This window comes from Nonomuraea cavernae (genome assembly GCF_040655715.1).
In the GTDB taxonomy this organism is placed as follows: domain Bacteria; phylum Actinomycetota; class Actinomycetes; order Streptosporangiales; family Streptosporangiaceae; genus Nonomuraea; species Nonomuraea cavernae_A.
This window is the reverse complement of sequence record NZ_JBFAKL010000012.1, coordinates 83,644-101,923: the sequence shown is the minus strand read 5'-3', so window position 1 is coordinate 101,923 and position 18,280 is coordinate 83,644. Positions and strand designations below refer to the sequence as shown.

The 18,280-nt window shown below is 72.4% G+C and carries 14 protein-coding genes; 6 read left to right on the top strand and 8 right to left on the bottom strand.

Going from position 1 to position 18,280, the window contains the following annotated elements; all coding sequences use genetic code 11:
* Window positions 1-330: 330 nt before the first annotated feature.
* Window positions 331-1,143 carry an ABC transporter permease gene (locus AB0I38_RS19505; protein WP_358469456.1) on the bottom strand — a complete coding sequence of 271 codons (813 nt, stop codon included), beginning with the start codon at window positions 1,141-1,143 and terminating at the stop codon, window positions 331-333.
* Window positions 1,140-2,102, bottom strand: a complete 963-nt coding sequence (locus AB0I38_RS19500; RefSeq protein ID WP_358469453.1) for an ATP-binding cassette domain-containing protein — start codon at window positions 2,100-2,102, stop codon at window positions 1,140-1,142. The genes AB0I38_RS19505 and AB0I38_RS19500 overlap by 4 nt, the downstream gene beginning before the upstream one ends.
* A gap of 118 nt (window positions 2,103-2,220) precedes the next feature.
* Here AB0I38_RS19500 and AB0I38_RS19495 point away from each other — a divergent pair, with 118 nt between their 5' ends.
* Window positions 2,221-2,742 carry a PH domain-containing protein gene (locus AB0I38_RS19495; protein WP_358469450.1) on the top strand — a complete coding sequence of 174 codons (522 nt, stop codon included), beginning with the start codon at window positions 2,221-2,223 and terminating at the stop codon, window positions 2,740-2,742.
* Window positions 2,743-2,918: 176 nt separating this feature from the next.
* The gene (locus AB0I38_RS19490) at window positions 2,919-4,397 is read left to right on the top strand and encodes a PH domain-containing protein (protein ID WP_358469447.1); all 1,479 of its coding nucleotides are present in this window, start codon (window positions 2,919-2,921) and stop codon (window positions 4,395-4,397) included.
* Window positions 4,398-4,711: 314 nt separating this feature from the next.
* Here AB0I38_RS19490 and sepH read toward each other — a convergent pair whose 3' ends face one another.
* A complete protein-coding gene (sepH, locus tag AB0I38_RS19485; RefSeq protein WP_358469444.1) occupies window positions 4,712-7,705 on the bottom strand; it encodes a septation protein SepH in 2,994 nt (997 codons plus the stop codon).
* Window positions 7,706-7,866: 161 nt separating this feature from the next.
* On the bottom strand, window positions 7,867-8,802 hold the full coding sequence (locus AB0I38_RS19480) for a S8 family serine peptidase (RefSeq protein ID WP_358469441.1): 936 nt from the start codon (window positions 8,800-8,802) through the stop codon (window positions 7,867-7,869).
* 113 nt (window positions 8,803-8,915) lie between these two features.
* Between AB0I38_RS19480 and AB0I38_RS19475 the strand changes: the two genes are divergently transcribed.
* Window positions 8,916-9,722: a hypothetical protein gene (locus tag AB0I38_RS19475; RefSeq protein ID WP_358469438.1), complete on the top strand. Its 807-nt coding sequence runs from the start codon at window positions 8,916-8,918 to the stop codon at window positions 9,720-9,722.
* 61 nt (window positions 9,723-9,783) lie between these two features.
* Here AB0I38_RS19475 and AB0I38_RS19470 read toward each other — a convergent pair whose 3' ends face one another.
* The 3 genes from AB0I38_RS19470 to AB0I38_RS19460 form a co-directional block, all read right to left on the bottom strand.
* A complete protein-coding gene (locus AB0I38_RS19470) occupies window positions 9,784-11,061 on the bottom strand; it encodes a D-arabinono-1,4-lactone oxidase (RefSeq protein WP_358469435.1) in 1,278 nt (425 codons plus the stop codon).
* Window positions 11,062-11,106: 45 nt separating this feature from the next.
* Complete coding sequence (locus tag AB0I38_RS19465; RefSeq protein ID WP_358469433.1) at window positions 11,107-11,829, bottom strand: polysaccharide deacetylase family protein; 723 nt, start codon at window positions 11,827-11,829, stop codon at window positions 11,107-11,109.
* 79 nt (window positions 11,830-11,908) lie between these two features.
* Window positions 11,909-13,111, bottom strand: a complete 1,203-nt coding sequence (locus tag AB0I38_RS19460; protein ID WP_358469430.1) for an MFS transporter — start codon at window positions 13,109-13,111, stop codon at window positions 11,909-11,911.
* A gap of 94 nt (window positions 13,112-13,205) precedes the next feature.
* Here AB0I38_RS19460 and AB0I38_RS19455 point away from each other — a divergent pair, with 94 nt between their 5' ends.
* Window positions 13,206-14,378, top strand: a complete 1,173-nt coding sequence (locus AB0I38_RS19455; protein WP_358469427.1) for a lytic transglycosylase domain-containing protein — start codon at window positions 13,206-13,208, stop codon at window positions 14,376-14,378.
* A gap of 10 nt (window positions 14,379-14,388) precedes the next feature.
* Here the strand turns inward: AB0I38_RS19455 and AB0I38_RS19450 are convergent, their stop codons facing one another.
* Window positions 14,389-15,345: a ferrochelatase gene (locus AB0I38_RS19450; protein WP_358469424.1), complete on the bottom strand. Its 957-nt coding sequence runs from the start codon at window positions 15,343-15,345 to the stop codon at window positions 14,389-14,391.
* Window positions 15,346-15,356: 11 nt separating this feature from the next.
* Here AB0I38_RS19450 and AB0I38_RS19445 point away from each other — a divergent pair, with 11 nt between their 5' ends.
* A complete protein-coding gene (locus AB0I38_RS19445) occupies window positions 15,357-17,405 on the top strand; it encodes a S9 family peptidase (protein ID WP_436838760.1) in 2,049 nt (682 codons plus the stop codon).
* Window positions 17,405-18,193 carry an inositol monophosphatase family protein gene (locus AB0I38_RS19440; RefSeq protein WP_358469418.1) on the top strand — a complete coding sequence of 263 codons (789 nt, stop codon included), beginning with the start codon at window positions 17,405-17,407 and terminating at the stop codon, window positions 18,191-18,193. Before AB0I38_RS19445 ends, AB0I38_RS19440 begins: the two co-directional genes overlap by 1 nt.
* Window positions 18,194-18,280 lie beyond the last annotated feature (87 nt).

Below are 18,280 nucleotides of genomic sequence, written 5' to 3'. Positions count from 1 at the left end.
CGCTTCGCGACACCGCGGTCACCGGATCGGCCGAGCGAGTGGTGGAGCGGTCACGTGCCGGCGGTCCGGCGGGGGGCGGACTTCGAAAAAAGCGGGTGCGCCAGGTGGCCGGTCTCAAAAGCGGGTGCGCCAGGTGGCCGGTCTCCGGACAGAGACCGGCGGCCGCACCCGAGATTCCCCGGGTGCGGCCGCCGGTGCATGAGCGTCCGCACGAAGCGCCGCCCCCGCCCCACCCGCCTCATCGTCGCCGCTCTCGTGACTCGCGGCGTGGTGACCAAGCCTGCCCCTGTGCGGCGCGATCACCGGCCGGCCAGGCGCGGCGGGGGGTGGTCAGACGTGCTTGCGGAAGACCCTGATGGCCAGCGGCGCGAACACCAGGACGAAGCCCGCCGACCAGAGCAGCGACACCAGCGCGGGATCAGCGACCTCTCCGCCGATCAGCAACCCGCGGATCGCGTCGGCCAGATGGGTCACCGGATTGATGTCGGACCAGGCCTTCAGCCAGCCCGGGAAGGTGTCGGACGGCACCAGCGCACTGCTGGTGAACGTCAGCGGCATCATCGCCGAGAAGGCGATCATCTGCACCTTCTCGGGGTTGGACGCCTTGAGCCCGATGAGCACCGACATCCACGACATGGCCAGCGCCACCACCACGAGCAGGGCCAGCGCGCCGACCAGGCCGACCAGGCTGGTCGTCACCCGGAAGCCGAGCACCAGGCCGAACCCGACCAGCAGCGCGAACGCCCACACCTGCTTGAACGTGTCGGCGATGATGCGCCCGGCCAGCGGCGCGACGCGGGCGATCGGCAGGCTGCGCAACCGGTCGAAGACGCCTTTGGTGATGTCGGTGTTGAGCCCGATCGCCGTGGACAGCGTGTAGAACAGCGCGTTCTGCACCAGCAGGCCGGGCAGCGCGAACTGCAGGTAATCGCCCGTCGAGCCGGAGATCGCGCCGCCGAACACGTAGGTGAACAGCAGCAGGAACATGATCGGCTGGATGCTGAGGTCGAGCAGCTCCCACGGATTGTGCTTGATCTGCACCAGGCTCCGCCACGCCAGCGTGAACGTCTGCTGGATGGTCGCCCCGAGCCCGACCCGTCTGCTCACCGCCGGCGGCGGCGCGAGCGTCGTCACGGCGGTCATACGAGAACCTCCTCCTGGTCGGCGGGCTCCTCGGCGCGGTGCCCGGTCAGGCTGAGGAACACCTCGTCAAGGCTGGACTTGCGCAGCGTCAGCTCGGAGGCCACGACGCCGAGGTCATCGAGGCGGCGGACGACGGCCGGCACCACCGCGGGGTCGTAGACCGCGGCCGTGACCCTGCCGCCCGACACCTCGGGCTCCTCGTCGATGACGTCGGTGACCACCTTGGCCACCAGCTCCAGCTGCTGCGCGTCGAGCGGGCGCACCTCCAGCACCTGGGCGCCGGTGGTCGCCTTGAGCTCGTCGGACGTGCCCGACGCGATCACCCTGCCGTGGTCGAACACCACGATGTCGTCAGCCAGCTGGTCGGCCTCCTCCAGGTATTGGGTGGTCAGCAGGACCGTCACCCCGTCGGCCATCAGCCCCCGGACCACGCCCCACAGCTCGGTGCGGCTGCGCGGGTCGAGCCCGGTGGTCGGCTCGTCGAGGAACAGCACCTGTGGCCTGCCGACCAAGCTCGCCGCGAGGTCGAGCCGCCGGCGCATGCCGCCCGAGTAGGTCTTGGTCGCGCGCCCGCCCGCGTCGGCGAGGTCGAACCGCTCCAGCAGCGCCTTGGCCCGCTGCCGTGACTCACTCCTGGACAGGCCCAGCAGGCGCCCGATCATCACCAGGTTTTCGACCCCGGTGAGCATCTCGTCCACCGCGGCGTACTGCCCGGTCAGCCCGATCAGCGAGCGGACCTGATGAGCCTGGCGTAAGACGTCGAACCCGAGCACCGAGGCGCTCCCCGCGTCGGGGCTGAGCAATGTCGCCAGGATGCGCACCGCTGTGGTCTTGCCGGCTCCGTTGGGCCCGAGCACCCCCAGCAGCCTGCCGGGTGGCACGGCCAGGTCGACGCCGTCGAGCGCCTTGGTGTCGCCATAGTGTTTCACCAGGCCCTCGGCCTGAATCGCATATCGCATATCGTCGTCCCTTCGTATCAGTGGCCTCCACTCTCCACGACGGCACCGACAATTTCGGCGCCGCGGTGACGCCGCCGGGAGATCGCCCCATGGTGCCGGGCACCATAGGCTGGGATTTGTGACGTCAAATGGTCCACTGCGCGACCCGGCGCACCGCGTCTCGCCCAAGGCCGTGCGGCTCTGGCTGCTGGAGGCCCTGATCGCCTTCGTGCTGCTGATCGGCGGTTCGATCCTGCTCGGGGGATGGGTCAGCGGGAGCGGCTGGGACTGGGTGCCCGACTGGTTCGACGGCCGCTGGTGGCTGCTGCCCCTGGTGGTGGCGGTGCTGACGACTCCGTTCTTGGTGGCGGAGCCGTTCGTGCGCTATGCCGTACATCGGTGGGAGCTGGCCGGTGACGTCGTTTACGCCCGGTCGGGGTTTTTGACCAGGGAATGGGTGTTCGTGCCGGTGAGTCGCATCCAGACCGTCGACAAGGCGCAGGGCTGGATGGAGCGGATGCTCGGGCTGGCGACCCTGGAGATCCGCACCGCGTCCCACGCGGGCTCCTCGACCATCAACGGGCTCGACTACGTGGTCGCGGCGGGGCTGGCCGAGCAGCTCGCGCACCGCGCCGAAGCACTACGGGACGACGCCACGTGACCGGACCTTCCCAGCCTCCGACCCCACCGCCGCCTCACGACCCGGCGCACCCGCCCCCGCCCGCCTGGCACGGCCCGACACAGGGCCCGACACAGGGCCCGCAGGGGCCCCCGGCACCGGGAGGGCCGAACGTTCCGGGCCCGGGTGATGACGGTCCCGTTCCGGGCCTGGCGGGGTTGCCGCTGCGGCTGAGCCCCAGGGTGCTGCTCATCGACCCGGTTCGGATGCTGCCGTCGCTGCTGCTCCCGTTCGTCGGGCTGCTGCTCGCCGGCGGCTTCTCCGGCACCTCCTACGGCTTCGCCGCCCTCGGCCTGTTCGGCACCGTGGTCTTCGCCGTCATCAGGTGGGGCACCTTCAGCTACCAGATCGTGCACGATCGCCTGGAGATCAAACGCTCGCTCATCAGCCGCTCCGTCCGCACCATCCCACTGGAACGCGTACGCGGCGTCGATGTGTCCACCCCGCCCATGCACCGCCTGCTGGGCCTGGCCGTGCTCAAGATAGACACCGGGGCGAGCGGCGGCGAGGAGGAGGGCAAGCTCGACGGCGTCACCCTGGACGAGGCCGAACGCCTCAAGGCCGTCCTCCTGCGCCGCGCTCACGCGACGCAGGAGCAGGGCGCGCGGACCGAGGAGGCCGCGGGCCCCACCGCGCCGGCCGAGCACACCATCATCGGTGTGCCCCGCAGATGGCTCCTGTACGGCCCCCTTTCAGGCGCCTACCTGCTGACACCGTTCGCCCTGGTGGGCGGTGCCGTCGGGCTGGCGTTCCAGTGGGGCAACGAGCTCGGCGTCGGCAGGGACACCGCCTGGACGGTCGGCCAGTGGCTCTGGGACCGTCCCTACCTGCTGCTGGTGGCCGTGCTGCTGCTCGTGGTGGCCATGCCGTTCGTGGGCGGTCTCATGTACGCGGTGTTCAACTGGGACTTCCGGCTCAAGCAGCGTGACGGCTACCTGGTGGCGGAGCGCGGGCTGATCAACCGGCGCAGCGTCTCGCTGGAGCGGAGACGGGTGCGCGGCTACGAGGTCGTCGACGGACTCGTCGAACGGTGGGCCAAGGTCGCCCGTGCCTGGGCCATCGTGACCGGCCTCGGCGACTCGTCCACACGGGGGCAGCTCCTGCCGGACGTGCCGCGCGCCGTCGCGTTCCAGGTCGTCGCGGACGCCATCGGTCCCTACCAGGCGTCCCTGCGCCCGCATCCCCCCGTGGCCCGAAACCGGCGCCTCTTCCGCGCCGTGTTCCCGTGGCTCGTGCTCACCGCCGTCGCCGGCCTGGCCGCGGTGTTCGCCGGGACTCTGTTCTGGTGGATCCTCATGGTGCTCGCCCTGATCCTGGCGGGCCTCGGCGTCCCGCTCGGCCTCGACCGCTACCGCTCGCTGGGGCACGGCTTCGACGGTGACCGCCTCTCGGTCCGCTCCGGCTCCCTGCGACGGGTCCAGGCCGTGGTCGAACGACGCGCCGTGGTCGGCTGGCGCATCAGGCAGACCTGGTTCCAGCGCCGGGCCGGCGTCTTCACACTCATCGCCGGCGTGGGGGCGGGCAAGGGTGGTTACTCCGCGTACGATGTCTCGCGCGAGCAGGCCGTGAACTTCCCCACCGAGGTCACCCCCGACTGGCTGGCCCCCTTCAGCGAGGGCTCCGACAACGCTCAGTGACCCGTCACCGAATCTTGAACGGCTCGGCCATCATCTCGTCGGCGCGGGACACCGGCGACGGCATTTCACGATCAGCTTTGATCGCGTCTACGACCAGATCCTCGCCCGGTTCTCCTGAGGCCCCGTCCTGCCGGTGCGGGCGGCAGCCGGGCCTGCCACCGATCACCAGGCCGGGGCAGGTACCTGCCCATGGCCCTCGTGGTCTCCACCCAAAGCCATGGCGCCAGGTGACGGTCCGCACCCAGCGGCACCACCCGGCCGACGGTAGGTGACGGGCCTTGGCTCCTGGTCACCCCGGCGGGCGACTCGCAAGATCAGTCCGGGCGGCGGGCGCCGAACATGATCTCGTCCCACGTCGGCACCGAGGCGCGGCGTCCCCGCGACCCCTTGCGTGCCGGGCGTGCCGCCGGAGCAGGCGGTGGGGACGGCACCGGCACCGCGGGCTCCTCCGCGGCCGTGCCCTCCTTGGCCGGGTCGTCCTTGCCCGGCCGTGCCGCGGGCACGGCCGCCTTGGGCTCACGCCCCGGGGCCGGCTTGGGCCTGGGCGCCGGAGGCTTGGGAACGGGCTTGGGAACCGGAGGCTCCTGCACTGGCTCCTGCGCCGGCTCCTGGGACGCGGCCTGAGGCTCCGCCTCCGGCTCGGCAGCCGGTGCGGGAGTCTCCGCCGCCTCGGACACCTCGGCGGCCGGCGTGGCGACCGCCATCTCGGCGGGTGCTTGCGCGGCAGGGGTCCCGGTGGCCGGTGTGGCGGTTTCCACTGCCCCGGGCGCCTCGGCGGGGGTGGTGGGCTCCGTCGTGGCAGGGGCTTCTGCGGCCGGTGTGGCGGTTTCCGTCGTGGTGGGTGCTTCGGCGATGGGCGTGATGGGTTCCGCCGTCGCCGGTGTCGCTGCGGATCCCGTTGTGGTGGGTGTCGCCGCTGCCGGTGTGGCGGCTTCCGTCGTGACAGGTGTTGTGGTCGATGTGGTCGTTCCTGCTGCGGTGGGTGCTTCCGTGGCCGGCACGTCCCCGCCGGTGGGCTCTGCCGTGCCTGTGGTGCCTTCTGCCGAGCTCGGCGTTTCGGCGGACGGCGGCACGGTCGCTGCCGGGGCCGCCGGTGCTTCGGTGTGCGCGACGGCTGCCGGTGTCGCTGTTGTGTCCTTGGCGGCGGTGGTCGTCTCTGACGCGGCGGGCGTGGTCTGGCCCTCGGCGACGGCAGGCGACGCCGTCACTGGCGCGGCGGCGGGCGGGGCGATCGGTGTCGTCGGGACCGAGGTTGGCGCATCGGGTGACGACGGAAGGGGGGTGGGCGTGGCGGGTGCCGGAAGCGTTGTCGGTGTGGCAGGCGAGGTCGGAAGGCCGGCCGGCGTGGCGGGAGTCGCCGGAGTAGTCGGGGATGCCGGCGACGTGGTCTGCCGTTCGGGCGTGGCCTGCGCGTCAGGCGTGGTCTGGTGTTCGGACGTGGCCTGCACGTGAGAGGCGGCCGGGCCGTCGGGCGTGGTCTGGCTGCCGGGCAGGGTGGGCGAAGTCTGCGTGCCCGCTGTCGGCTGTGGGCTCATGGCCTGGTCGGTGCCGGTGGTGGCGTCGAGCTGTGTGGCCGAGGTGGTGGACGGCGGGGAGGCGGGAGGCGTAGCCCTGTCGGTTGAGGTCGCGGCGGGTGTCGTGTCAGCAGGCTGAGAAGGCGCGGCGGGGTCGCCGAGCGGGCCGGACGTGCCTTCCGGCGCGTCGCCGGTCAGGGACTCCGCGGTGACCCTCATCCCCGCGTCGGCCGGTGGCTCGCTGGACGAACCGGTGCCCGCCTGGGCGGTCATCTCGGTCACCACGGGCCGGTCCTCGGTGGACGGCTTGTCGCCGGGGGAGGCCGGAGCCTCGGTGGCGGGCTTCGTCTCGGGAGCCGAGGCCACCGCATCGGCCTGGGCTGCGTGGGCCGCGATGGTCTGAGGCGGTGTCTCGGGAGCCGAGGCCACCGCATCGGCCTGGGGCGCCGAGAAGGCCTGAGGCGGTGCCTCGGGCCGGCCGGTTGGGTGGACGTCGGCGACCGGAGTGGTCGCGGGCCGAGGGCTCGGAGCGGGTTCCCTGGCCGGCGATCCGTCGGCTGCCTGTGTGGACGGGGCGAGCGAGTCGGCATGGCCCGTTCCGGAGCCCGGAGCCCGGCCCGAGTCGGCATGGCCCGTTCCGACGCCTGGGGCTCGGCCCGGGTCAGCGTGCGTCGTCGATCCGGACTCGGCGAATGAAGGCGCCGCGCCGGTGTCGGCGAGGAAATCGGGCTGGCGGGGGGCGTGCTGCTCGGGCTGGCGAGAGAGGTGGTGCTCGGGCTGGACCGGACGCGCGCCGGTGGGCCGGTAGGTGTCCGGGGCGGCGGGGGAGGACGGCGGCGCGGTGGAGGCCGGAGGCTGGAAGGCGGCGGGCGGCGCGACGTCGTCGGGCGCGTCCGCGCGGTCGGGGCCGGGGGAGGGCCGGAAGTCGCGGCCGGCCGGACGGGTGGAGCCGAAGTCGGGAGCCCACGGCGCGCCCCCGCCGGGACGGGTGTGGCCGGGCTCGAAGGGAGCCTCACGGGACGGGGAGGCCGGGCGCGTGTAGGCGGACTCCGAGCCGCGCGCGGGCGGCTGGTAGCCGATGGCGGGCTCCTCGGGCTCGCGCCGCACCACCGAGGGGAACGGCAGCGGGTCGGAGGCCAGCGGCGGCACCGGCTGCAGCTTGGCCACGCGCGGCGCGAACGGTGTGACCGTGGTGTCCTCGGTGACGGGACTCGGATCGAAGTCGGCGGCCGACAGGCGCAGCGCCTCGTCGTCGTGCGGGGTGACGTGGCGGCGCCGGGGGTCGAACAGCCACTCGGCGTGCCTGGTGTGACCGTTCCACACGTAGCCGAGCTTGACCCGCCACAGCCCGTCGTCACGCTTGGCGGAGTCCCAGTCGATCTCGTCGGTGGGCACGCCGCGCCGGGTGAGCCGCTCGGCGACCAGGTCGCCGAGGGTGGGGCCGGGGGAGGACTCTCCCGGCATTCGTACGGCGACGCGCTGCGCCTGCTGGGCGACGTACTCGCGCTCCTGCAGCACGGGGCCCTCGAACCAGCGGACCCGCTCGACAGGGATGCCGGCGGTCGCGGCGATCTGTTCCGCGGTCTCTCCGGCACGTATGCGAGCCTGGATCTCCTTGGGGCGCAACGGACTCTCCACTTCGATCTCGTACTGGCCGAGACGGGAGAAGTTGCCACGGACGGCAGCACGGAGCCGGTCGTCCACGGGAAGCGTGAAGCGTGTACCCCGGCCGGCAGTCGCCAGCACGAGATAGGTGCCGTCTTCGCTCACCGCGACGAGTCGGAGCTCCTGCATACGAGTCCCTTCGTCAGCGTGCTCGTTCTTCCCCCGGACCCATGAGTCTCTCGCGTGTGCCGGTTGCCTGCCAGCACCGTACCCGGCATGTCCGAACATCGCCTTCCTGGGATAGCCCCGGGGCGATGTGACGCCGGTCACATTTATCGCTTCCATCGAAATCAGCGCCCGCCGTTTCGCGGGGCCCCTGATGGATTCTGGCGAACTGAGCCGCGCGCCGCCGTGCACTTCAGGTAAGACGCGAGAGCCAATGGACCGGCGGCTGGATGGAGCTCCAGGTGACGGGCGGCGAGTCCGGCCAGCCCAGGGGCGGCGGCGGAGAACGCCTGGCCGTTCCGGGCCAGCCGGCAGCCGGCGGTGTCCGAGGCGCCGGTGACGAAGACGCCGGACCGCACGAGGCGGCGTACGGCGGTGGCGTAGGCAGGGGAGCCGGCGCCGTCGAGGGAGAGGTTCGCCACGGCGGGGTGCCGGGCGTGTCTGCGCACCCAGTCGAGGCCGGCGACGACGTCCGACAGCGTGCCGGCGCCGTCGCAGCCGAGCACGCGCACCGAGGCGATCCTGGAGCCGGGCGCGGCGGCGGAGATCTCGCGGGACACCCGCGTGCCGTGCCCGGTGCAGTCGTCGCCGGTGCCTCCGGTCGCGTCGAAGGCACGCCAGGCCCGGTCGCCGAACTCGGCGCGGCCGAGGTCGAGGCCGCTGTCCACCACGTACACCGTGGTGCCGGCGCCGGTGGCCTCCGGTCCGGGGTCGCCGGGCGGGCGCGAGCCGGTCAGCGGGCGGATCAGCCGGTCGGGTTCGATGGCGCGCACGCGCGGATCGGCGCGCAGCTCGTCCGCCTCGGCCGGGGTGAGCCAGGTGGCGAAGCCGGGCAGCGCCGCGGTGTAGTAGCGGCGCACCCGCCAGCGCACCTCGCCGACGAGGTCCCGGGCGGCGGCCCGGTCGCGCGCGGTGACGACATGGGGCAGGGCGGGCTCGCTCGTGGCGGGCCGGGCGGCGAGGCCGGAAGCGGGCGTCATGGCCAGGGGCACCGCTGTGGTCATGGCCGTCGCCACGGCCGCGGCTAGGTAGACGGAGGGCAGGCCGAATCGTCGGGGCACGAGCCAAGAGGGTGCCTGTCGCGCAGGTCACAGGAACAACGGGACACGCAGTCGCGTCTATTCACGAGGAAGCTCTTTACCTTACGGATGGCCAGAGGGGACTGATCGACGGTATGGGCGGCGAGCAGCGGAAGTTCGAGCTGAGCGGGCCGCAGATCGGAGGGAGCGCCCTGGCGGCGGTGACGGCCGCGGCCGCGGCCTCCTACCTCGGGGTTGCGGGCACGGTGATCGGCGCCGCGGTGGTGAGCATCGCCAGCACCGTCGCCTCGGCCGTCTACACGCACTACCTCAAGCGCACCGGCGACAAGGTCAAGCAGCACACCGTGATCGCCCGGCTGACCCATCCCGACCACGCGGACCCGCCCCACGAGGCCGAGGGCGAGGGCGCGCTGGCCACGGCCGCGCACGCCACGGTCCGTGACGACGACCCCGATCAGGCGGAGTCGACCCTGGTCATGGCGCCGGTGGAGGCGCCCCGGCCGAAGTTGCCGTGGATCACGATCGCCGTCGCCGCGACGCTGGTCTTCGCCGTCAGCATGGGCGGCATCCTGATCTACCAGGGGATCGCGGGGACGACCGTGCACGAGCAGCTCCGGGGGCCCGTCAGCGACAAGGGGCCGGCGAAGGCGCCGGTCGAGGAGGAACGCCGCTCGTGGGAGCCCTCCCCGGCGGTCACCACGCCGTCCGGCGACCCGTCGCCGACTCCCGTGCCGACGGTCACGGTGACGGCCACTCCCACCTCGTCGCCGACGCCTTCGCCCGTCCCCACGCCCACGCCGACGGACACCGGCACCCGCCCGGCCGAGCCGGTCGACCCGACGAGCGCCCCGCCGGAGCCGACGGAGCGGCCGGACGTGGTGGAGGAGGCGCCGGCATCGCCGCCGGAGGGCGACGAGCCCGCCGCGGGGGCGCCGGAGTGACGGGGCCGGTCAGCCGGCGGGTCAGGCGCCCGCCGGTCGGCGCTCACCCGCGTCGTCACCGTCAGCCGAGCACGGCGTCCAGGTAGGCGTTGCCGAACAGTCGCTCCGGGTCGAGCCGGTCGCGCAGCGCCACGAAGTCGGCGAACCTCGGGTAGACCGTGCTCAGGTAGGCGGCGTCGCGGGTGTGCAGCTTGCCCCAGTGCGGCCGGCCCTCCAGCCGCGTCATGATCTCCTCCACCCCCGCGAAGTAGGCGGGGTTGGGCGTCGGCCGGTACATGTGGCAGGCGATGTACGCCGACGGCCGGCCGTACGCGGTGGAGAGCCAGGCGTCGCTGGGCGGCGTCACCCGCACCTCGATCGGGAAGGTGATCTTCCAGTCGGCGCGCTCGACCAGGTCGCGCGTCTCGCGCAGCGCCTGGCCGAGCCGATCGCGCGGCACGGCGTACTCCGTCTCAAGGAAGCGCACGTCGCGCCGGGCGGTGAAGACGCGGTACGAGGCGTCCACGGCCTCGGAGTCGCCGAGCGCGGCCGCGCTGAGCGCGTTGATCCGGGGGATCAGCCCGGGGAACCGGGCGCCGGCGGCGCAGGCCACGCCGAAGACGGTGTTCTCCAGGAAGACGTTGTCCAGCCAGTGCTTGGCGGCGCTCGGCGGCCGGGGCGGGCCGGGGTGCCGGTTGTTGGTCTTGACCAGGCACGCGTCGGTGTGCGGCAGCCAGAAGAAGTCGAGGTGTTCGTTGCCGCTGGTCATCTCGTCGAGCGAGTCGAGCATCCGGCTGAGTGTGATCCGGCGCCGCTGGTTGCGCAGCAGGAACGCGGGCTCCACCTGGAACGTCACGGCGGTCAGCACGCCGAGCGCGCCCAGCCCGACCCGGGCGGCGTCGAACAGGTCGTCGCCCGGCGCGGCCGTCACCACCGAGCCGTCGGCCAGGACCAGCTCCAGGGCGGTGACCTGGTCGGCCAGGCCGCCGCTGTCGCGGCCGGTGCCGTGGGTGCCGGTCTGGATGGCGCCCGACACGGTCTGCTCGGTGATGTCGCCCATGTTGGCCAGGGCCAGGCCGCGTTCGTCGAGCAGCTCGTTGAGCACCTTGAGCGGGGTGCCGGCGAGGACGGTGACGCGGTCGCCGTCGACCGAGCGGACGCCGGTCAGCGCGGAGGGGCGCAGCATGATGCCGTCGGTGAGGGCCACTCCGGTGAAGGAGTGGCCCGTGCCGACCATGCGCAGCCGCCGGCCGCCCGCCGCCGCGTCGCGCACGGCTCGTACGACGTCGTCGACCGAGGCCGGGGTGCGCACCTCGAAGGGGGTGGCCGACTGGTTGCGTGCCCAGTTCGTGTAGACCATGAGCGGCCCCTTCGAGTCTCGTTCCGAACTAAACGTGAACGATACTCAGTTTTCCCAGCCCTCCGGAACCGGGAAGATGTCACCCGCCTCCAGGTTCTCCTTCTTGAGGATGTCGGAGACCTTCACCAGGGTGTAGCCGCGACTCTGCAGCGTCTTGACCAGTGAGGGCATCACGTCGACGGTCTGCTTCACCCAGTCGTGCATGAGGATGATGCCGTCGCGCTTGGCCACCGCCAGCGTCTGCTTCTTGATGGCGTCGGCGTTCTTGGTGGACCAGTCACGCGACCCGCCGGTCCACAGCACGATCGGCATGCCGAACTCGGCCGCGATGTCCGACACCTGCAGGTCGGCCATCCCGTACGGCGGGCGCAGCAGCTTGGGCTCGACGCCCGCGGCCTTCTTGACGGCATCCTGCGTCTTCTGGATCTCGCTCCGGATGGCCCCCGGCTCGATGGTCGTGAAGTTGGGATGCTTGTAGCTGTGGTTGCCGAGCTCGTGGCCCTCCTTGGCCATGCGCTTGACGTAGGCCGGGCGGCTCTTCACGTACTGGCCCTCCAGGAAGAACGTCGCCTTGGCGTCGTACTTCTTCAGGGTGTCGAGGAGCGTGCCCGCGTACTTGCCCGGCCCGTCGTCGAAGGTCAGCGCGATGCACTTGAGCTGCTCGCAGTCGACCGGGGCGGGGGTGGTCTTCGCCGCCTGCTGGTTGGCTGGGGAGTCGGCCAGGGCGGGTGCCGGTGTCAGCGTGAGGGTGACAGCCGCGATGGCCAAAAGTGAATAGATTTGTCGGGACATGAAATAGGGCTTCCGGTGTGAAGGGTGTTACGAGGGATGTTTCGACCGTAGCGGATCATGTCTCCGCGGGTGAAGGTGCCTCGGGAAGTCTCAGCAAACCCGAACCTCCCACACCGACGACTGCGGCGAGGGCCGCGCAGACGACGGAGAAGCCGTACGCGCTGGACGCCCCGAACGCCTCGGTGAGCGCCCCGCCGGCCCACGCGCCGACCGCCACCCCGAACCCGATCGAGGTCGAGATCCAGGCCAGACCCTCGGTGAGCAGCGACGGCGGCACCAGCCGCTCAGTGAGCGAGAAGCCGGTGATGAGCGTCGGCGAGATGGCCAGCCCGGCCACGAAGAGCCCCACGGCCATGATCCACGCGTCGCCGATGAACGAGATCGGCACCAGCCCCACCACGAACACGCCCAGCGCCCGCACGAACCGGCCCCGCAGCGGGATCCGCCAGTTCCTGGACCCGAACCACAGGCCCGACACCATCGACCCGCCGGCGAAGGAGGCCAGCAGGAACCCGGCGGCGCCCTTCACGCCCTCCTCCTCGGCGAACGCCACCGTGATCAGGTCGACCGAGCCGAACACCGCGCCGAGCGCCACGTAGACGCAGGCCAGCAGGGCGATTCCGGGGATCAGGATGGGGGTGCCCGAGGTGCTTCTGACCGGCTGGACCGGCGGCTGCGTGCGCCGCTGCAGCGCCAGCGCGAAGGAGCCGCCGAGCATGCACAGCAGCGCCACCAGCAGCCCCGCGTACGGGTTGACCGCCGTGGCGAGCACCGTGACGATCGCCGGCCCGGTGACGAAGATGACCTCGTCGGCCACCGACTCGAAGGAGAACGCGGTGTGCATCCTGGCCGAGCCGCCGTACAGCGTGGACCAGCGGGCCCGCACCATGGAGCCGAGCGAGAGCGAGGTCGCGCCGACCAGCAGGCCGGTGACGTAGAGCGTCCACTCGGGCAGGCCGAACCTCGCGCTGAGCATCAGGGCGGCCAGCGCGAGGGCGTTGACCGAGGCGAGCGGGATGATCACCCGGCTCTGCCCGAACCGGTCCACCAGCCGCGCGGACAGCGGCGCGGCGATGGCGAAGGCGACGTTGGTGGTCGCGGCGACGGCGCCCGCGGTCGCGTAGGACCCGGTGAGGGCCGAGATCAGCAGCACGATGCCGATGCCGAGCATCGACATGGGCATCCGGCCGATGAAGCCGGCCAGCACGAAACCTTTGACGCCGGGCCCGTTGAACAATCCCCGGTAAGGCCCGACCACGTGACGTTTCTCCCTACTGCGCGACCTTAACCTTTACGCACCGTCTGTCCGTACAGCAACTGTTTTACCCGATGGCTGAGCTAACGTGTGCCGGGTGTCCGGACTTCCCACCCTCCGTGCCGTGCTCTACATGATCGTCGCCGTGGTCGTCCTCACGCTGGTGGGCGGCGGAGTCGTGGTGATCATGAACGATGACCTGCTCGGGACCGCGAAGGAGCAGCCGGCACGCCGCGACCGCGAGCGACCGGAGCAGATCCGGCTCGACCAGCTCGTCCCCACCACGGCGCCCGCCCGAGACTTCGGCGAAGGCGGCCCCGGCGTCACCCCGACCCCGCCCAGGCTGCTCGCGATCGCCCGTGGCGAGGTGCCGAAGCGGACCCGGTTCGCGCTGGCCGAGCTGAAGAACGTGCAGAAGGTGATCGTGATCGACGCGGGCTCGGTCAAGGTGTCGGGCACCGGGCTCAACCTGCTCGCCGTCGACCCGGCCGGGTTCCGCTCGTGGACGCCCAAGGCGGTCGCCGGCCAGCCCGGCGTCTGGAGCGCGCTGGACAGGGGCGAACTCGTCGCCGACGCGGCGGCCACCCGCCGCCTGGGCCTCGTGCTCGGCGCCCATTACCAGCTGGACGGCGGCCCCAGGTTGCGCGTCGCGGCCTCGGCCACGCTCGGACTGAAGGGCGTCGACGGCCTGGTGAGCACCGAGACGGGCAAGGCCCTCGGGCTCGCGCCGGGCGTCGCGGTGCTCCTGCACGGCAAGGGCGCCATCAGCCAGGCGCGGGTCAAGAGGCTGCTCGGCGACGGATCCCAGGTCGTCTCACTGGTCGCCGAACCGCGCAAGAGCACCCCCCCGAGCACTCCCCGCGCGACGGAACAGCCGGTCGCCGCGCAGCGGCCCACCAGCTACCTCGATCTCTACAAGGTGTCGGCCACCCGCTGCCCCGGCCTGTCGTGGACGGTGCTGGCCGCGATCGGCCAGGTGGAGAGCGGCCACGGCCGCAACAACGGCCCCTCCAGCGCGGGCGCGCTCGGGCCCATGCAGTTCATGCCCGCCACCTGGAAGGCCTATGGGGTGGACGGCGACGGCGACGGCAAGGCCGACATCTGGAGCCCGTACGACGCGGTGCCCGGAGCGGCCAACTACCTGTGCGCGAACGGCGCCGGCAAGGGCGGCGAGAAGCTGCGCAAGGCGATCTGGTTCTACAACCACTCGTGGGACTACGTGAACAAGGTGATGGGCGTCGCCGCGGCCTACGCCCGCGCCTACGCCTGACCCCCGCCGATCACGCCCGGGGCGCTCCCGGGCGTCGCGGCGGCGGGCAGCAGGTCTGCGCGCACGGCGCCGGCTCGGGCTCGTCCATCAGCTCGCGCACCATGCGGACGAACGCGGGATGCACGCCCGCCGTCGAGGCCCGCTCCATCGGCAGTCCGAGCTCGCCGGCCACCTGCCGGGCCTCGGTGTCGAGGTCGTAGACGACCTCCATGTGGTCGGAGACGAACCCCAGCGGCACCAGCACCACCGAGGGCGCGTCGATCTTGCGCAGGTGGTCGCAGACGTCGGGCTCCAGCCACGGCACCTGCGGCGGTCCGCTGCGCGACTGCCACACCAGGTCCCACGGCTGCGTGCGGCCCAGCGCCCGGTTGACCAGCTCGGCCGAGCGGCGCAACTGCGCCTCGTAGAGCCCGCCGGCCGGACCGGAGGTCTCGGCCATGGCGACCGGGATGCTGTGCGCGGTGAACACCAGCCGGGCGTCGTCACGGCCGAGCCGCTCCAGCGCCTGCCGGGTGTGGTCGGCCACGGCGGTGACGAACCCCGGGTGGTCGCCGTAGTGCCGCATCTTGACCAGCTCGGGACCTCCCTCGACGGAGATCCGGGCGATGTCCTCGTAGTACTGCCGGCAACTGGAGTAGCCGGCCCACGCGGAGGTGGCGAAGACCGCGGCCCTGCGCACGCCGTCGTCGCGCATCCGCAGCACGGTGTCCTCGCCGAACGGGCGCCAGTTGCGGTTGCCCCAGTAGACGGGCACGCCGGCCACCGGGCGCAGCGCCTCGACCAGGTCGCGGTTCTGCTGGTTGATCGGGCTGACGCCGCCGAACGCCAGGTAGTGCTCGGCCACCTCCATCAGCCGCGCGCGCGGCACGCCCCTGCCCCGGACGACGTTCTCCAGGAACGGCAGCACGTCGTCAGGACCTTCGGGCCCGCCGAACGAGAGGATCAGCAACGCGTCGTAATTCCCCACGTGACAACCCTATGTCGGAGTGTCCGTGCTCCCTGCCGCGAGGTAGGTTCGATCGAGTGAGCGCATTCAATGACATCCGTGACTATGTGGCGATCCCTCGAGTTCTCTCACTGAAGCTCTCGCCCGACGCCTCGCGGCTCATCTCCGCCGTGCAGTCCCTCAATCCCGACGGCAAGTCGTACGGCACCGCGCTCTGGGCGATCCCGGTGGACGCCGAGCCCTACCGCCTGACCCGGTCGGCCAAGGGCGAGACCCAGGCGGAGTTCACCGGCGCGGGCGACCTGCTGTTCACCTCCGCCCGCCTCGACCCGGCGGTCAAGGACTCCACCGACGAGGTGCCCTCGCTCTGGCTGCTGCCCCGCTCCGGCGGAGAAGCCCGCCAGGTGGCCTCCCGTCCCGGCGGCATCGGCGCGGTGCGCGCGGCGGGCGACGTCGTGGTGTTCGCCTCCGACGTGCTCGACGGCGAGGAGGCGACCGAGGAGGAACGCCGCAAGTCGCGCAAGGACGCCGGGATCAGCGCGATCCTGCACGAGGGCTACCCGGTCCGCTACTGGGACCACGACCTCGGCCCCGGCCGGACCCGGCTGTTCGCCGGGAGGCTCGGCGACGACCGGCTGGAGGACGTGCGCGACCTGACACCCGACCCGGGCGACGCGCTGCGCGAGGTCGCGTTCGAGCTCACCCCCGACGGCGCCACCGTGGTCTCGACCTGGCGGGTTCCGCTGTCCGGCGGCGAACTGCGCACCGAACTCGTCGCGATCGACGTGGCCACCGGCGAGCGCCGGGTGATCTTCGCCGACGACGCCCACGACTTCACCGGGCCGATCGCCGTCTCGCCGGACGGCGCCCGCGTCGCCTGCTCCCGCGACCGGCACACCGGTCTGGAGGTGTCGGCGCGCGCCGAGCTGTGGATCGGCGACCTGGCCACCGGCGAGGGCGGCGCCCACGCGCCCGACCTGTTCCCGGCGGGCCTCGCGTGGGCGCCAGACTCCTCGGCCGTCTTCCTGGTCGCCGATCACCAGGGCCGCCGCCCGGTCTTCCGCGTCCCGGTGGGCGAGCGCGACGGGCGCGATCACGAGAACGGAGAGGCGGTCAGGCTCACCGGTGACGACGCGTCCTATCTCGCGCCCAACGCCTCGCCCGACGGCCGGTTCCTGTACGCGCTGCGCAGTGGGGTCGGCCTCGCGCCCGCACCGGCCAGGATCGACACCGCCACCGGCGAGATCGCCGACCTGCCGTCTCCCACGCCCCGTCCCGAGCTGCCCGGCACCCTGACCGAGATCTCCACCACCGCCGACGACGGCGCCACGATCCGCGGCTGGCTCGTGCTGCCCCGGGACGCCTCGGCCGCCGATCCGGCCCCGCTGCTGCTGTGGATCCACGGCGGCCCCGTCGGTTCGTGGAACGACTGGCAGTGGCGCTGGCAGTCGTGGATCATGGCCGAGCACGGCTACGCCGTCCTGATGCCCGATCCGTGCCTGTCCACCGGCTACGGCCAGGAGATGATCGACCGCGGCTGGGGCGACTGGGGCCCGCGCACCCTGGCCGACCTCGACGCGATCATGGACGTGGCCGTGGCCAGGGACGACATCGACGCCGACCGGCTCGGCGCGATGGGCGGCTCCTTCGGCGGCTACATGGCCAACTGGGTCGCCGGTCACAGCGACCGCTACAAGGCCATCGTCACCCACGCCTCGCTGTGGAACCTCGACCAGTTCGCCGGCACCACCGACGCCTCCATGTACTGGCAGCGCGAGTTCGGCGCGCCCGGCTCCGAGCGCTACGCGAAACTCTCCCCGCACCTCGCGCTGGACGAGATCGGCACCCCGATGCTCGTCATCCACGGAGACAAGGACTACCGGGTGCCGATCGGCGAGGCCCTGCGGCTCTGGTGGGACCTGAGGCGCACGAACGTCGAGTCGAAGTTCCTCTACTTCCCCGACGAGAACCACTGGATCCTCAAGCCGGGCAACACCATCGCCTGGTACGAGACGATCCTGGCCTTCCTCGCCCAGCACGTACTCGGCCAGGAGTGGAAGCGCCCGGACTCGGTGGCCTGATGACCGACTTCGCACGGCTGGCCGAGGACATCGCGCGGGAGGCGGGCGACATGCTGCTCGCCAAGCGGCCCACCATGTCCGGCGTGGTCGCGACCAAGTCCAGCCCCACTGACGTGGTCACCGCCCTGGACCGGGCCTCGGAGGAGCTCATCCGCGCCCGCGTCCGGGCGGCCCGGCCCGGTGACCGCTTCCTCGGTGAGGAAGGCGGCGAGCAGGGCGGTTCCTCCGATGTCCGCTGGATCGTCGACCCGATCGACGGCACGGTCAACTTCCTGTACGGCCTGCCCGAGTGGGCGGTGTCGATCGCGGTCGAGGTGGACGGCGAGATCGTCGCGGGCGTGGTCAACGTGGTGCCGCGCGGCGAGGTGTTCACCGCGGCGCTCGGCGAGGGCGCCTGGCTCGGCGGCGAGCGGCTGCGTTGCAACACCGGGGTGCCGCTGTCACGGGCGCTGGTGGCGACCGGGTTCGGCTACGGGGCCGACCGGCGGGCGGTGCAGGGCGAGGTGGTGGCGGCGGTGCTGCCGCGGGTGCGCGACATCCGGCGCGGCGGGTCCTGCGCGATCGACCTCTGCTCGGTGGCCGCGGGCCGGGTGGACGCCTACTACGAGCGGGGCGTCAACCACTGGGACTTCGCGGCGGCCGGGCTGGTGGCCACCGAGGCCGGGGCCGGGCTGGGCGGACTGCACGGCAGGCCGCCCAACTACGGCCTGATGCTCTGCGCGGCGCCCGGGCTGTTCGAGGAGCTGCACGACCTGCTCGTCGCGCTCGACCCCGAGCGCGACGGCTGACCTCGACGCCGGCCGCGGGTTGGCCGCGGCGGGCGAGCCGGCCGTGGGTCAGCGGCGGGCGACCCCGGACGTGACGGCGGCCGGGCC